Raw genomic sequence first — 14,703 nt, 5'->3', positions numbered from 1 at the left:
ATTGAAATTCTAACCTTAAATAATGTTCAGTTCAGCAGGTAATGAGATTATCTTACCCCAAAAACAGTTGATAAGCGGGATTTTTATTTTCATCCCAGTAGCGATAACCGAGAGTATCTAGAAACGCTTGCCATTGTTCCATTTCTTGAGGCGGAACTTGCATTCCCACCACAATTCTGCCATAGTCTGAACCATTATTTCGATAGTGAAATAGACTAATATTCCAATTCGGACTTATAGATGCAACAAACTTCATTAAAGCGCCAGGACGTTCGGGAAATTCAAAGCGATACAATAATTCATGATGAGCTAAAGGAGAACGTCCACCAACCATGTGACGCAAATGTAATTTTACCAGTTCATTATCGGTTAAGTCTAATGTTTTTAAATCCTGTGCTTCAAATGTTTCCATTAATTGGGCTGCATCAGCACGGTTTTTGATTTGAACACCAACAAAAATATGGGCTTCTTTTTCATCAGCAATTCGATAGTTAAACTCGGTTAAACTACGTTTTCCTAAACAGTCACAAAACTGACGAAGACTTCCCGGTTTTTCAGGAATTGTCACCGCAAAAATGGCTTCTCGACGTTCTCCTAATTCAGCACGTTCAGCAACAAACCGCAAACGGTCAAAATTCATATTCGCACCACAGGCGACGGCAACTAACGTTTTATCTTGAATTTGTTCTCGTTCAACATATGCTTTTGCTCCCGCAATTGCCAAGGCCCCAGCAGGTTCTAAAATCGAACGAGTATCTTCAAAAACATCTTTAATTGCGGCACAAGTATCATCAGTTCCTACTAAAATTATTTCATCTACATATTGTTGACAAAGACGAAATGTTTCATCTCCAACTTCACGCACAGCCACGCCATCTGCAAACAGTCCGACTTGGGATAACTTCACCCGATGTCCGGCTTTTAATGACTGTGACATTGCATCCGCATCGATAGGTTCAACCCCAATAATTTTGATTTCTGGACGCAATCGTTTGACATAAGCCGCAATTCCTGAAATCAATCCTCCGCCGCCAATTGCCACAAAAATTGCATGAATCGGTTGTTGATATTGTCGCAAAATTTCCATGCCAATTGTTCCCTGTCCAGCAATCACATCGGGATCATTAAAAGGATGAATAAAGGTTAATCCTTTTTCTGCTTCTAATTGACGCGCATAAGCATAAGCTTCATCAAAGGTTTCTCCATATAACATCACCTCGCCACCTCTCGTTTTAACGGCATCAACTTTTACTTTAGGAGTCGTTACAGGCATCACAATAATCGCTTTTGTTCCCAAACGACTCGCCGCCAAAGCAACACCTTGAGCGTGGTTTCCAGCCGATGCAGCGATTACACCAACGGCGAGTAAGTCAGGGGGAAGTTGTGCCATTTTATTGTAGGCTCCTCGCAGTTTAAAGGAGAAAACAGACTGCATATCTTCTCGTTTGAGAAGGAGTTTATTTTTGAGTCGGTTAGAGAGATTGGGAGCGATGTCTAACGGTGTTTCTTGAGCGACATCATAGACACGAGCGGTGAGAATTCGTTCTAGGTAGTTGCAGTTCATGGGGTTGAGTGAGTGAGAAGAACAGATGGGGTAATTTTACAGGATTTTTGTTACTTTTCTATCAGTTAAATTTAAGGTTAATCGTTTTACAGATTGATGTTATAATGAGAATACAGATTTAATCTTGTTATAGTTTAAATAAAATTTACAATTTCCTCAAGCGATCGTTTAAAATGTATTGTAGAGAAGATTAGGATTTGCGTGCAGCCTATCGTCAATCTTTTCAAACCGTACTTTTCTCTCAATTAAACCGTTCTGGGTTCAACATCGACTCACCATTCGGGAGCAAAATAGAGTTGTGTTTTAAGAGAGAGAAAACTTGGCTGTCATCGCCTCATGTGGGTGAAAACTTAGTAATTTTTAGAACGTTTTTTTGGAGGAATGACTCATGGATAAATCTATTATTCAGTTAGCTGACGCACTTCCCACCGATAATATTACGGTCAAAGTGTTAAAGGCGCTTGATTATATCATGCCCGGTCAGTGGAATAATTTAGTCGGATTTGATAACAGTATTCGCAGCATTACTGGAGAAACAGATAGCCAACGGATTCAAAGAATTCGCGATCGCGCAGTCGCATTATATCACGATCCGCAACAGGGTTATCAAACGGCGATTAAACTTTATCAAACTATCGATACAGCCGATACGATAATGGCAACGGCAGCTTTGGCGAATAAAATTGGTGAAAAAATTAGCTTTCTCTCCTTTTTAAGCAATTTTACTCCAAAAGCGGATTTCACCCAAACGATTGATTTATTACTCAAAATAACGGTTGAAATTATCGCCTTTTGTAAGTTAAACGGCATTCCCCAAGCGAACCCGCAAATGTTTGCAACGGTGTTAGCCAATAACTATCAAGATGCGGCGTTAATGCGGATGGAAGCCTTAGTTTGTATTGATGCAATTTTACCGTTAGGCCCCGATTTTATTGGTAAAATTCACGGGATGATTGATGGTGCTGACAGTAGTGTTATCGCTCAAAATCAAGTCTTCAATTCCGTGAGTGGTGTCATTCCCGGTAACAATGCTTCAGATAAATTTGGGTTTATCAAACAAGGGTTCAACGCCATACAAGGCTGGATGGATAACTTAGTTCAAAAAACCGGGGTAACACCTCAGTCTGTTCTCGACCAGGTGGGAAGTTTTATTCAAATTGCCGATGATAACTTGGACTTTGTGGCGGCATTTCTCGACCAAACCACCAACTATTATGAACATACCGGAATTCAAACCGTAACCCGCAAACTCATTCTCGATGCTTATGCTTCTATTCAAGCCGAACTTCCCGCAGCTTCGGGTAATTTCACTCCCAGTTTTTCACCCGCAGCAACGGCGAGTAACAGTCGATTTTCCGTCGGTGAAACGGTAGAAGTTTGGGATAAAGACGAAGGCGAATGGTATGAATCCACCATTCAAGATATCAAAGTTAAAAAAGAGAAAACTAAATATTTTGTCCATTATATTGGGTATGATTCAGATGAGGATGAATGGGTAAAAGAAAAAAATATTCGTTCTCGCTAACCGCAGATAAAGGGTTGAATTAGCGATTAAACGTTAACGGACATCTGGATGAATTAGACCGAAAAATCAGACGTTCAATTTTGACAAAAAAACACATCTTGAAAAAATCTAACCTCTGTGTAGGGAATTCTCTCACCTCAGTAGGAAGACTAGCTCTGATTTTTTCTCTAAAGTTAAACCATTCGGTTAAATTCATCCAGATATCTATGAACAATTTCAAGCTCAAGCGTCTTTTTTACGCTAAACACTGGAGACGGTTGACTCGGTTTCTCGTCTGTGCAGTAACAGCATTAATTCTGGTTTTATCCTATTCTAGTGTACTCGCAGCCATTCCTATCGCACAAAATTCTCAAAATCAAGTTCCACTTTTATCACCAGAACCTCAGAAATCCACGCCTAAACCTCAAACCGTTCCTCCTACTTCTAATACCCTGACAAACCCCGAAGAAATCGCCAACTTTTTTGATGAACGCTTCAATGAACAAATGGATAAACAACACATTCCTGGGGGTGTTGTTTCGTTAGTGAAAGATGGCTCAATTATATTTGAAAAAGGCTACGGTTACGCCAACGTAGAAGAAGAAATTCCGGTACAAGCAGATCAAACTTTATTTCGGGTTGCTTCCCTATCCAAACTGTTCACCGATACCGCAGTTTTGCAACTCTATGAACAGGGTTCACTTGAGTTAGATGTTGATGTTAATCAATACTTAAAAACGTTTCAAATCGACTCAAATTTTGAAGAACCCGTCACCTTATCCAATTTAATGACCCAAACGGATGGCACCAGCCAAAGACTGCTAGGAATCGCCGCAAACAGTCCCGAAAAAATGTTACCGCTAGAAGAATTTCTTCCCCAACGAATGCCTCCGTTTGTTTGGCCCCCCGGAGAACTTTATACTTATTCTAATATGGGAATTTCTCTGGCGGGTTATATTGTTGAAAGTGTTTCAGGTGTTCCCTTTACTGAATATATTGATCAAAATATTCTGCAACCGCTATCGATGCCAAATAGTAGTTTTCAGCAACCTTTACCCGAAAACTTAGCACCTAACTTAGCCGTAAGTTATCAATACAAAAAGGGAGAATTTAAACCCCTACCTTTTTTGTATCTTAATATCGCGCCAGCAGCAGCTTTGTCCGCAACAGCCACCGATATGGCACATTTTATGATTGCTCACCTGCAAAATGGCCGCTACGAAAATACTCGAATTTTAGAGCCAGAAACCGTTGAGTTGATGCACCAGCAACAGTTTACTCATCATCCCAAATTACCGGGGACTGGCTATGGTTTTCACGAACGAGTCACTAATAATTTACGGGTAATTGGACACGCGGGAAATATGATTGGATCTTCCAGCAATTTAAGTTTAATTCCAGAGGAAAATGTCGGTTTGTTTATTGCCTTTAATAAATATTCTCCCGTCGCACCCGGAAAAATTGTAGAACAATTTTTGAAGCGTTATTTCCCCAATTCCAACGCCTCAGTTAACCCGGAAAAAATAGATTTAGGAGATGATATTGAACGCTTTGCCGGAACCTATCGAGATGTTGAATATCCCCGTGATACCTTTGCCAAACTAACAGCACCATTCGGACACGTTCATGTTAAGGTGAATGAAAATAACAGCTTGAGAATCGAAACACCGGGTTTATTTTTTCCCGGAAAGGTTTTAGCAAAAGAGTTAATTCCCGTTGAACCCCTACTCTTTAAACGCGCCGATAGTGATGGATATTCAGCGTTTGGGGAAGATGAACAGGGAAAAATTACTTACCTTTTTAATCCCATCGGAACAAAAATTGGTGCATTTAAAAAAGTTTCTTCATCCGCAACAATTGTATTTCAACTTTGGATGGCAGGAATTTGTGTGTTAATCTTTTTATCGGCGGTTTTAGTGGGACTCCGAACCGTAATTAAAGGTAAACTTTCACCCGCTTCAGGATTAGCAATGGCGGTAAGTTTATTGTACATTATCTTTTTAGTTGGTTTTGGTTTAGCCTTTTGGTTAATTGCACCCTGGAAACTGGCTTACGGTACACCGATCATCATTAAAGCCTTGTTATTTATCCCAGCAATTGCAGCTATTTTATCGCTAGGTTTACCCTTTTTTACTCTCAAAGTTTGCCAAACTAAAGAGTGGTCAAACTTCGGAAAATGGCACTATAGCTTAACAACTTTGGCGGCTTTATTATTTATTCCTGTACTTTTGTATTGGAATGTAATGTCACCGATAAGCTTCTAGTCTCCAACCCAAATTAATTGTAGAGGTGTGTCGGACATCTCTACTTAATATTTACAGAAAAATTCATCATCAGTTATAATAAGATTAATTGCTTCCACTTGTGCTGTTATGACTCAGCTAAAAACTCAATTTTTGACCGATGTCTGGATGAATGCTACCTGGGAAGAATACCTTTCAACTCTCGAAAAATCAGACTATAAACAGGCTAAAGGTTATTATTTTAATGGATGCATGAGGTTAGAAATGTCTCCCCTTGGAAATCCCCATTCTCGTGACCATGCAGCAGTTATTGGCTTTCTCTATTTGTATGCTGGACTTCGAGAGATTGACTTAGATGTTCACGATAACTGTACTTATCGCAAAGTTGGCTATGAAGAAGCACAACCGGATGTTTCTTTTTATGTCGGTTCCAAAGCTGAAATTGTGCCTTGGGAAGCAACAATTATCGATCTTAATACCTATCCTGCGCCGGATTTAGTCATAGAAGTTGCCTATTCTTCCCTGTCTGATGATAAAGGAGAAAAACGTCTACTTTATGAATCTTTGGGAGTCAGAGAATATTGGATTATTGATGTAAAAGCCGCTCAAATTATTGCCTTTAAAATTGAGAACCGAGGAAGTTATCGAATTGAACAGTCTCAAGTTTTTGCAGATTTGGAAATTGCACTCTTAGAAGAAGCATTACGCCGTAGTCGCCAAATGAATCACGGTAAAGTCAGTGCTTGGCTGCTGTCTCAGTTTCAAGCTTGAGGGGAAAGAAGACAAATTTCTGAAAAGGTTGTAAACTTTTATTTAAAGTATAAGATTTTACGTTTAACAACCATGGCGACAAAACAAGGATTCGGAAAAACTCAAACTCAAGCCAAACCCTCCAAACGCACCGTTGAACGCAACAAAGCGGCTAAGGAATATGAGAAAATGAAGTCTGATGGTACTCCAGACTATGAGATTTATATTCGTGTTCAGGGACAGAAAAACTGGTATCCCGTCGGTGTAGTCGCCGTCAAACGTTCGAGTCAGATCAATCAAGCCATTTTCGGAAGTCAGGAAGATTTGCTACAAGGTGCGTTTCGACTATTCCCTCGTTTGCGGAAACACCAAAATCAACTCGAATTTGGCTATCGTCTCAAAGAATTTAAAGATGAACCCATCCAAGTAGCGGTTCCCCCTAAATCTCGTTCTAACGGTTTGCAAGCTGCAATCGCATCTATCAAAGATCGAGTTTCATCCCTTTTAAAAAAAGGTTAATTTCTGATGGGGTGGGTTAATTCCTACCTCATTTTTTATGTCCAAAATCAGAAATAAAAGAATAGGAATTTAAAAATGGGACAGTTAGAACGTCTTGTATTAATGGCAGAAGATGAGTTAACTAACTATAGCACAGATGGTCGTAAAATTCAAAGATTGCGCCGCAAAATAGGGATATCTGTTCCCTTAGAAGAACAACGAAAAGTTAAAGCTGCGCTGTTAGAAGAAATGCCCACTGATAAAATTAGTGAGTTAATCGAAAAACAGCGTCAAACTGTTGCGTTACCCTTTTGGGGAATTGCTGGATTGGGTTTACTTTTTGGCATTTCCTTTCTACAACCATTAGATTTAATTGCTACTGTTGTCGGGGGTTATGCAGCCATAAAAATTCAACAAATCGGTTGGAAGTTGGAAGCAAAACGGTTAGTCATTCAAACCTTAGAAGCCATTGAACAGGATATCCAAAAATCAACTTCTACTGAAACTACTTCGGCTTAAAATATCAGGGTTGGGTTAGCCCGTGTTAATCCAATCTACAGTCAAGAAGTTATCAGAAATTTATCTATAAAAAACTTAGATATATAATTTATTGAACTCAAATAAACTCACAGAATAAATGTTAACTTCTAAACGAAAAATATGGTTAATTGGAGGAACCAGTGAAAGTGCAACTTTAGCAAATATAATCACTTCAGCCCAAATTCCCTGTATAGTTAGCGTAACGACTGATAGCGCTAAAAACCTTTATGATTCTGAATCTTCGTCGCTGAAAATTTGGGTGGGAAAACTAGATAACGTTCAAATTTATTCATTTATTCAACAGCAAAACATCGCCGCTATTTTAGATGCGTCTCATCCCTACGCCGTCGAAATCTCCAAGTTAGCGATCGCTACTTCTATACAATATCATATTCCTTATTTGCGCTACGAACGACCCTGTTATCAAGCTAAAGACTCTCAAACTATTCATTTAGATAGCTTTAAAACCCTATTAACGGGAGATTATCTTACCCAACAACGAGTAATGTTAACTTTAGGATATCGTAATTTAGCACCTTTTAAAAGTTGGCAAGAACGTTCGACCCTATTTGTACGAATACTTCCGTCTGAAGTTTCGTTAAAAGCCGCATTAGACGCAGGTTTTACGCCTAATCATATTATTGCATTGCGTCCGCCAATTTCACCAGAACTTGAAAAAGCACTTTGGAAACAGTGGAATATTTCATTAGTTGTAACCAAAGCATCTGGTGTTGCGGGTGGAGAAGAAACTAAACAAAAAGTTGCGTCAGAATTGGGAATTTCGTTGATTATTATTGACCGTCCCCAGCTAAATTATCCTCAACAAACAAGTGATTTAGATGCTGCGATTGATTTCTGTTGCAATCAGTTTGAGTAGTTTATTATATTTTACTATTTTTGAGTCTCTGACGAAACTCTAACAAAATATCCTTTGGTTTTGCAGATGACCGAATATAACTTGCTAAAAGTTCAAAATCTAACTCGGGTAAAAATTGACTGCGATAAATTTCCTCATAGCCATTCTCTCGCAGGGAATATAGTGAAAATTTCCCCTTTTGCCAAAACCAAACTTCGGGAACTTTTAACCCCTGATAAATTTCTAAAGAATTGATTCCCCCGCTCTCTTGGTGCGCATTCCCTCTCTTGCAAACTTCGCTCTCGACGGAAACCGCCAAGTCGCGAGTTTGCGCTAGCGCCCGCAGGTGGCGCGGGATCGCACCGCTAGTAATAACGACTTCAATCGCAATATCGGGAACCGATTTTTCTGAGTTAATACAGTAACATTCATCGGGTTCAATTCCTCTTGAAATAGACTGTTCTCGAAATGTCGTTGAACCGAGAGGATAAAAGTCAACCTCCGTTTCCATAAAATAGGTTTCTAGCAACAATGCAATTCGCTTTTTTTCTGACTCGTGGCGGCGACTGGGCGACATAATTTCTAAAGTTCCTTCTAAATACGTCACTCGAAATTCAGAACTATCTTGTAAAGTTTCCAACAATCCTTCATAAATTTGCCAGTTCACGCCATCCATAATTAAGATTTGATCAGATCGGAAGAGCCTGTAATTCTGGCTTATCAATCAGTTTTTGGAGTCGGTTTAATCGTTCTGCGAGTTCAAACATAATTTATCCTCTAAAATTTATCTCGATGGAATCGGATTGTTATTTTATTAACTTGATTATCTATTAGAAACCCGGTTTCTCTATAATTACAGCCAAAGATTCGGGAAAAAGGATTGGCTAACCTGTCGAACAGATTTGTTCATTTGTCGCAAAACTTGAATGTGTTCTTCGTCAGCTTGAACCGGAATAATAGATGCTTTCTCACCCAATTTAAACTGATCAATGATTAAATTTGCAGCTTCTAAACCCGTAACATAGGCTTTTTCCTGTGACCAATATCCATGACGATTAATTACCCAATCTCCACTCATAAACACATTCTTAAAACTGGTTTTAGCAGAGAGTAAATATTGATAACTTCCGGGGAAGAAATGTGTTACCGCTTGTCGTAACCTGACTACACTTTTATCGATGATTTTTGCTTCTCCAAATGCAGGAATACAAGTCGTAAGATAACCTTGAACAATTTTGATAATTTCATCGTCGCTGAGGGGTAAAAATTGATTGGCGTGATAAAAATCCGCTTCGACAACAGTTCCCGGTTCGTCTTTAAATTCATCATGTAAGGCGTTCAAATCAAAAAACGTCCAACCTGTTGTCGTATCGAACCCAAAACAAGCATTTGAAGCGCGAGGAATATTAACTTTTCGGTCAAACCAAAGTCGAGTTGATAACACATCTACCGCATTCAAATTATTAAGATTTCGGAACTCTGGGCGATTTTGTAAAGCCGAACTTCCAGCTAATATTTTCTTCATTCCCGTAATTCCCACTGCAAAAATAACCGCATCTGCGGTAAAGATTTCTTCCCCACAAACCACTGCTTTAGCTTGACCCAATTCATCAACTCTTAAGTCAGTAACCCGTTGATTTGTTAAGACTTTTCCCCCTAATTGTTCAATCTGTTTTATCCAAGGTGAAAAAATACGATCACCAACCGTTCCCCGACACCAAACAACATCAAAATCTGGTTGATGTGCTAAAATAAAATAATACAACATTCCTAATGCAGCAGCAGCAGAACATTGTTCACCTGGCGCAAATAATCCCACTAATAACATCGGGTTAAACGCATCATTATAAAGTCGTGCTGAAACACCATATTGTTTAAAAAGTTCGCGGGCTGTAATACAATCATATCGTCGCCAAGCTTGATCGGAATTATCAAAATCAACAACTGCATAAAGCAGCGGTAAAGCAGATAGACGATCACTTAACGGTAGGCGTTGAAATTGAGTATAAATAAACGTTCCGAGTGGAGTTGGAAGGTACGGTAAATCTTGAAAAATCGGTGATTCAACTTCGAGTCCAGCCGGAGAATATTGGGCGGATCTTGTCCAAGGGGTAAACGGTTTTAAGCCTAGTTCATCGACTAGAGAAAAGATGTTTTTATAAGGATACCAAAACCCATGTATTCCCGCTTCAACTGAACGTCCACCCGGAGTTTTCCAACCCGCAACTAGACCCCCTGCATGGGAACTCGCCTCTAATAAAGTTACATCATAACCTTGTTTTGCGAGATGATAAGTTGCGCCTAAACCTGCCCAACCCGCACCGACAACGATAACTTTTGGAGATTGTATTTCAGACATATTTTATCAGTATTGTAGAGATCAGATTCTATAAAGTTAAACAAGAGTTTGCGAATGAATAAACTGATATCCAGCCTCTTTAATTTTTTGATTAGAAACTCGCACATTGTAAGGTCGATTATTCGGTTGTGAGACATCCCAAGTAACGTTAGGAACATCATGTTTTTCACAGATTAAATCAATCAACTCTCGTCGAGTGAGATTAGAATTATCGACTAGATTGTAGATTCCTTCTAACTGATTTTGACGAACAAACTCAATTGCGCCGACAATATCATCTAGATGTATCCAAGCCGTCGGATAACGTCCATTTCCCGGTTGAGTTGTCCCGAACATTCGACTAAAAATCTTGACAATTTCTCGACCTGGCCCATAAATTCCACCTAGTCGCAGAATACAAACTTTGAGATTTTCCGAGGCTGATTCGAGTAATATTTGTTCGGCTTTGTACAGAATTTCGTGATTTTTGCTGCTGGGTTTTACGGGCGAACTTTCATCAACAGTCGCACCATTTTGATCGCCGTATAAGCCAAAACTTCCGGTATAAATTAACTGTTTAACTTCGGGAACTTGAGGTAAAACTGTTGCTAAGGTTTGGGCTGTTTTCTGGTAAGCTTGTTGATAGGCTTGCGGATCTCTACCCTTGGAACCGACACTCAATAAAACAGTATTTTGACCATGCAAAACTGACTTTAATGCCTCTGGATCATTCCCATTTACGACCATCACTCGGTTAGCAATTTTTTCTAAATTTTCCACCCGTTGCGGAGTCGTTGTTGTCGCCGTTACCGTTAACCCAAGCGTCTGACTCCAATAGCGAGAAACTGAACTCCCAACATAACCACAGCCAATAATCGCAACATTCATACAGAGTAGCACTTGCTTAAAAGACTTTATTAATGATAGCAAGCTTGAGAGTATTTTTCAGAATCTAATTTGTAACCTCGATTTTTCTATTGTAAAATTCCTAACTTGTTTAACCCTAAAAACAAGGCGGCTACCGTTCCGGCAACACAAACCTTACCTTGATTAATAAATTCCATCACTTGATGAACAGGAACTAAAACAACTTCAATATCTTCTGTAATATCCAACTGCCGTTCTTGTACCTGTTTAACATTATAAGCCAAAAATAAATGAACTGAATTGGTATCTTTAACCGGATTATCATATAATGTGGTTAACTTGACCATAGATTCGGCAATATATCCCGTTTCTTCAGTCAGTTCGCGAGTAGCCGCAGATTCTGCACTTTCTTTTGTGGGATCAAAACTCCCCGCAGGTAACTCTAATAAAACCTCACCCACTCCATGGCGATATTGACAAACAAAAACAATTTCATTCTGAGGAGTTATCGGTAAAACTAGAGCAATATCCGGGCGAACATTTACAAAAAAATCATCAATAATAATTCCATTGGGTAACTCAACCGTATCCTGTCTGACTCGACACCATTGATGGTTGATTATCAGCTTAGACTCTAATTGTTTCCACTTAGCGATTTTTTTCATCGTTAAATATTGGGTTGGGGATGACATTAATAACTATTCACTTGTTACGGGTCACTGATAACTGTTTGTTCGGGGTGTTTACAACCGGAATAAAACCCCCTTGATTGGCTTGCATTTTGCCCTCAAACATGATAAGAAATGCTCAGAATGACTCATCAAAAATCGCTCAACCTTTAACCCTTACACAGGAACCATGCAAACCCGAAAACAAAAACAGAAAATTCAGCAAATCAACTCCAGCTTCGCATCTGTTGTATCTGTGTTGTATGGTAGCCTGTTAATAAGAACATCCGGCACAATTGCCCTAGCCGCTATGGTCTCTAGCTCAACCCTGAGTTTACCTGTTTATGGTGCGATTTTAGAAGACTGGAAAATTGACCCCAGTACAGGTATTGTAGAAGTATTGCTTCCCGAAGGGGTGCGACCTCGTTTGTCGGTGGGGACAGAACCTCCGCGTTTAGTTGTCGATTTACCCAACACCGAAATTGGAATTAACCTCACCGAGCGCTTTGAGTCTGGAGTCATCAGCCAAGTTAGTTTTACCCAAAGCGAACCCGAACTCGCTCAAATAACGATTAATTTTGCTCCAGGTGTGGTTTTGGATGAACAAGAAATCGATTTTCGTCCGATTGGAGTCGAAAACCTGTGGGTATTACGTCCAACAATTATAGATCGTCCTCAACCTGCACCGACATTCCCCACCGCCCAAGCCACAACAACCCCCGCTACAGTTGACAGCGTTGATCAAGTTGATCAAACCACTTCCGACTCAGCCGCAGATTTAGAACTCACCGAAACCCAAGAAACACCTCAAACGCCAACTTCTCCACCTCCCGGCTTTCGTTCCCCTCAAACCGTCGATCAAACCTTTATTCCCAATCCCCAACCCGTACCCTCATCGGATATAGAAGCGGTGCGAATTCCGTTGGGAGGGACAAATCAAGTTGAATTTTTCACCGACCCGTTATTTCAACCCCCCCCTCCGCCTCCAACTATCACCACTCAAGCTCAACCCAATCCACTTCCACCCGCAGAAGGCACCATTCCCTTCGGTCAACCGTTACCCAGAACTTCCCAACCTCAAAGCACGATTTCTTCGAGAACCATCGATCAACGTCCTCCCAGTGTCCTGCTTCCGGCGGGAACTCAACTGACGCTTCGTTATCCCAATCCCAATGAAGTGCGCTTAAAAGATAAACCGGAACGACAAGATGTTTTAATCTTGCAAGGTGGAATTGTTGATCAGGAAGGAAACTATATCATTCCGCCCGATACGCCGATTGTCGGATACTTTGAAACCAGTTCCAAAGGGAGTCGATTTCAAGTCGAAGCCATTAATTTAGAAGGGCGTAGCATTCCCATTCAAGCCGAATCCGGTTGGATTCCCGGTCGATTAGATCCCGAACCCAAAAACGTTCTTCGTGATACCGGAATTGGCGGGTTAGGGCTATTTTTGCTGACAGGCTTTACAGGTGTTGGTTTGTTGGTGGGTGCGCTTGGGGGTGCGGCTGTTGGTTTAGCCACCTCTCCCCAACCGACAACGTTACAACCGGATCAAGTGATTGAAGTGCGCCTGAGCGAAGATTTACGTCAATCGCAATTTGTCTATATTCGGGAAGACTAGAACCGATCAGATTCTGCTCTAGGACGTGCAGGAGTCATTCCTCCTCCTCCAGGTTGAGACAGGAACAAGTTCTCAGCACTATTATTTTGATAGATACAGCTAATTTCAGGACTACTCTCCAACTCACCCGTATACCCAAACGTGTTCATCCGTTGTTTACAGTCCCGTTCTTGTTCAGAAGAAATCAGATTATTTTTTTTGAGAATAGTCCAGTTACTCGTCCGCAAAACACAACCGGGCTGCATTCGGGGTTGGGAGATGTAAACATTAAACGGGTTCAACGTCACAAAAACCCGCATATCTGTAACCATCGCACTCGCCCCAAATTTAATACAAGTTTCGGTACTCGGTGCGCTGCGATCAATAAATTGGCTAGAGGCGACGTTTTCAGGACTAAAGGTCGTTGTTGAACTAATCGCAATTCCAATCCCAATCCCTAATATTAATACACCACCAATCACGGCTAAAGCCGTATAGTTAAAAGTTGATCGAGCCGGGGATGTGCGGGTTTTACGTTTCATATCAGCTATTAAGCAGAAAAAAATTGATCAAGAACAACAAATACAAAGTCTTATCTTTTGGGCTTAACGTTCCATTGACTCTCCTACCGTCATTTTAACAAGTGCTGACTCAACTGTGCGTCAACCCCTAAATAGGGACTCCCGACGTCGGGAGTGTAAGCATCTCGCTCGTCACTGAATAACTGTAAACACCTTGTCGGGATTGCCAGGATTCATTAAACTATGTAAAGTGAAACACAAAGTTTGAACTAGGAACCCAAGATAAGGAGATAGAGCCGTGTCTGTGGAAACACTTGAGAAGCGTTCAACAGTCCGTAAGCTCGCACCGCGTTACCGCGTATTGCTTCATAATGATGAGTTTAATGGAATGGAGTATGTGGTACAGGTCTTGCTCCAGACTGTACCGAGTTTAACTCAACCCCAAGCCGTCAGCATTATGATGGAAGCTCATACCAATGGTCTGGCTTTAGTGATTACTTGCGCTCAAGAACACGCAGAGTTCTACTGTGAAACGCTGAAAAATCATGGCTTGACCAGTACCATCGAGCCAGATGAATAATCAATCAGCCTCAAATTTAACACCCGGAAACATTTTAACTCCCGAAAATCGATCCGGGTGATTCTATTTATATAGATATATAGATTTATATAGACTCACTTAATTTGCGCTATTTTGCTCTCATCCTTTGAACTTTAATTTTAGTCGAATTCCTACGTTTGCGGCTCCCCTAAG

General features: G+C 40.4%; 14 protein-coding genes. 8 read left to right on the top strand and 6 right to left on the bottom strand.

What is annotated here, in order from left to right; genetic code table 11:
• Nucleotides 1–52 precede the first annotated feature (52 nt).
• Nucleotides 53–1,564 carry a threonine ammonia-lyase, biosynthetic gene (ilvA, locus tag M595_RS17805; protein ID WP_023067781.1) on the bottom strand — a complete coding sequence of 504 codons (1,512 nt, stop codon included), beginning with the start codon at nucleotides 1,562–1,564 and terminating at the stop codon, nucleotides 53–55.
• 388 nt (nucleotides 1,565–1,952) lie between these two features.
• Here ilvA and M595_RS17800 point away from each other — a divergent pair, with 388 nt between their 5' ends.
• From M595_RS17800 to M595_RS17775, 6 genes are all read left to right on the top strand, one after another.
• A complete protein-coding gene (locus tag M595_RS17800) occupies nucleotides 1,953–3,089 on the top strand; it encodes a Tudor-knot domain-containing protein (protein ID WP_023067754.1) in 1,137 nt (378 codons plus the stop codon).
• Between the two features lie 206 nt (nucleotides 3,090–3,295).
• A complete protein-coding gene (locus tag M595_RS17795; protein WP_083492842.1) occupies nucleotides 3,296–5,332 on the top strand; it encodes a serine hydrolase domain-containing protein in 2,037 nt (678 codons plus the stop codon).
• Nucleotides 5,333–5,440: 108 nt separating this feature from the next.
• Nucleotides 5,441–6,082, top strand: coding sequence for a Uma2 family endonuclease (locus M595_RS17790; protein ID WP_023067746.1), 642 nt, complete (start codon nucleotides 5,441–5,443; stop codon nucleotides 6,080–6,082).
• A 72-nt stretch (nucleotides 6,083–6,154) separates the two neighbouring features.
• Nucleotides 6,155–6,580 (top strand): HHL1-like protein, encoded by a 426-nt coding sequence (locus M595_RS17785; RefSeq protein ID WP_023067774.1) that lies wholly within the window; start codon nucleotides 6,155–6,157, stop codon nucleotides 6,578–6,580.
• A gap of 75 nt (nucleotides 6,581–6,655) precedes the next feature.
• The gene (locus M595_RS17780) at nucleotides 6,656–7,078 is read left to right on the top strand and encodes a hypothetical protein (protein WP_023067747.1); all 423 of its coding nucleotides are present in this window, start codon (nucleotides 6,656–6,658) and stop codon (nucleotides 7,076–7,078) included.
• A 118-nt stretch (nucleotides 7,079–7,196) separates the two neighbouring features.
• On the top strand, nucleotides 7,197–7,976 hold the full coding sequence (locus M595_RS17775) for a cobalt-precorrin-6A reductase (RefSeq protein WP_023067756.1): 780 nt from the start codon (nucleotides 7,197–7,199) through the stop codon (nucleotides 7,974–7,976).
• A gap of 4 nt (nucleotides 7,977–7,980) precedes the next feature.
• Here the strand turns inward: M595_RS17775 and M595_RS17770 are convergent, their stop codons facing one another.
• The 4 genes from M595_RS17770 to M595_RS17755 all read right to left on the bottom strand — a co-directional run bounded on the left by M595_RS17770 (nucleotide 7,981) and on the right by M595_RS17755 (nucleotide 11,825).
• A complete protein-coding gene (locus M595_RS17770) occupies nucleotides 7,981–8,631 on the bottom strand; it encodes a Uma2 family endonuclease (RefSeq protein ID WP_023067779.1) in 651 nt (216 codons plus the stop codon).
• Nucleotides 8,632–8,808: 177 nt separating this feature from the next.
• Nucleotides 8,809–10,314 carry a hydroxysqualene dehydroxylase gene (locus tag M595_RS17765; protein ID WP_023067783.1) on the bottom strand — a complete coding sequence of 502 codons (1,506 nt, stop codon included), beginning with the start codon at nucleotides 10,312–10,314 and terminating at the stop codon, nucleotides 8,809–8,811.
• Nucleotides 10,315–10,350: 36 nt separating this feature from the next.
• A complete protein-coding gene (locus M595_RS17760; RefSeq protein ID WP_023067742.1) occupies nucleotides 10,351–11,181 on the bottom strand; it encodes an NAD-dependent epimerase/dehydratase family protein in 831 nt (276 codons plus the stop codon).
• An 86-nt stretch (nucleotides 11,182–11,267) separates the two neighbouring features.
• Nucleotides 11,268–11,825, bottom strand: coding sequence for an NUDIX hydrolase (locus M595_RS17755; protein ID WP_023067784.1), 558 nt, complete (start codon nucleotides 11,823–11,825; stop codon nucleotides 11,268–11,270).
• A gap of 193 nt (nucleotides 11,826–12,018) precedes the next feature.
• Here M595_RS17755 and M595_RS17750 point away from each other — a divergent pair, with 193 nt between their 5' ends.
• Entirely contained in the window at nucleotides 12,019–13,449 is a 1,431-nt protein-coding gene (locus M595_RS17750; RefSeq protein ID WP_023067775.1) for an AMIN domain-containing protein, read from the top strand.
• Here the strand turns inward: M595_RS17750 and M595_RS17745 are convergent.
• A complete protein-coding gene (locus M595_RS17745) occupies nucleotides 13,446–13,970 on the bottom strand; it encodes a DUF3172 domain-containing protein (RefSeq protein ID WP_023067782.1) in 525 nt (174 codons plus the stop codon). The two genes, M595_RS17750 and M595_RS17745, sit on opposite strands and share 4 nt — an antisense overlap.
• Nucleotides 13,971–14,247: 277 nt before the next feature.
• Between M595_RS17745 and clpS the strand changes: the two genes are divergently transcribed.
• The gene (gene clpS, locus M595_RS17740) at nucleotides 14,248–14,529 is read left to right on the top strand and encodes an ATP-dependent Clp protease adapter ClpS (RefSeq protein WP_040484294.1); all 282 of its coding nucleotides are present in this window, start codon (nucleotides 14,248–14,250) and stop codon (nucleotides 14,527–14,529) included.
• Nucleotides 14,530–14,703 lie beyond the last annotated feature (174 nt).

Origin of the sequence: Lyngbya aestuarii BL J, from assembly GCF_000478195.2 — a bacterium.
Taxonomy (GTDB): domain Bacteria; phylum Cyanobacteriota; class Cyanobacteriia; order Cyanobacteriales; family Microcoleaceae; genus Capilliphycus; species Capilliphycus aestuarii.
This window is presented reverse-complemented; position numbering and strand designations above follow the sequence as displayed.

What these genes read in the sequence shown, in the direction of transcription:
- ilvA (WP_023067781.1), bottom strand. Translation starts at nt 1,564, where the DNA reads ATGAACTGCAACTACCTAGAACGAATTCTCACCGCTCGTGTCTATGAT.
- M595_RS17800 (WP_023067754.1), top strand. Translation starts at nt 1,953, where the DNA reads ATGGATAAATCTATTATTCAGTTAGCTGACGCACTTCCCACCGATAAT.
- M595_RS17795 (WP_083492842.1), top strand. Translation starts at nt 3,296, where the DNA reads ATGAACAATTTCAAGCTCAAGCGTCTTTTTTACGCTAAACACTGGAGA.
- M595_RS17790 (WP_023067746.1), top strand. Translation starts at nt 5,441, where the DNA reads ATGACTCAGCTAAAAACTCAATTTTTGACCGATGTCTGGATGAATGCT.
- M595_RS17785 (WP_023067774.1), top strand. Translation starts at nt 6,155, where the DNA reads ATGGCGACAAAACAAGGATTCGGAAAAACTCAAACTCAAGCCAAACCC.
- M595_RS17780 (WP_023067747.1), top strand. Translation starts at nt 6,656, where the DNA reads ATGGGACAGTTAGAACGTCTTGTATTAATGGCAGAAGATGAGTTAACT.
- M595_RS17775 (WP_023067756.1), top strand. Translation starts at nt 7,197, where the DNA reads ATGTTAACTTCTAAACGAAAAATATGGTTAATTGGAGGAACCAGTGAA.
- M595_RS17770 (WP_023067779.1), bottom strand. Translation starts at nt 8,631, where the DNA reads ATGGATGGCGTGAACTGGCAAATTTATGAAGGATTGTTGGAAACTTTA.
- M595_RS17765 (WP_023067783.1), bottom strand. Translation starts at nt 10,314, where the DNA reads ATGTCTGAAATACAATCTCCAAAAGTTATCGTTGTCGGTGCGGGTTGG.
- M595_RS17760 (WP_023067742.1), bottom strand. Translation starts at nt 11,181, where the DNA reads ATGAATGTTGCGATTATTGGCTGTGGTTATGTTGGGAGTTCAGTTTCT.
- M595_RS17755 (WP_023067784.1), bottom strand. Translation starts at nt 11,825, where the DNA reads ATGAAAAAAATCGCTAAGTGGAAACAATTAGAGTCTAAGCTGATAATC.
- M595_RS17750 (WP_023067775.1), top strand. Translation starts at nt 12,019, where the DNA reads ATGCAAACCCGAAAACAAAAACAGAAAATTCAGCAAATCAACTCCAGC.
- M595_RS17745 (WP_023067782.1), bottom strand. Translation starts at nt 13,970, where the DNA reads ATGAAACGTAAAACCCGCACATCCCCGGCTCGATCAACTTTTAACTAT.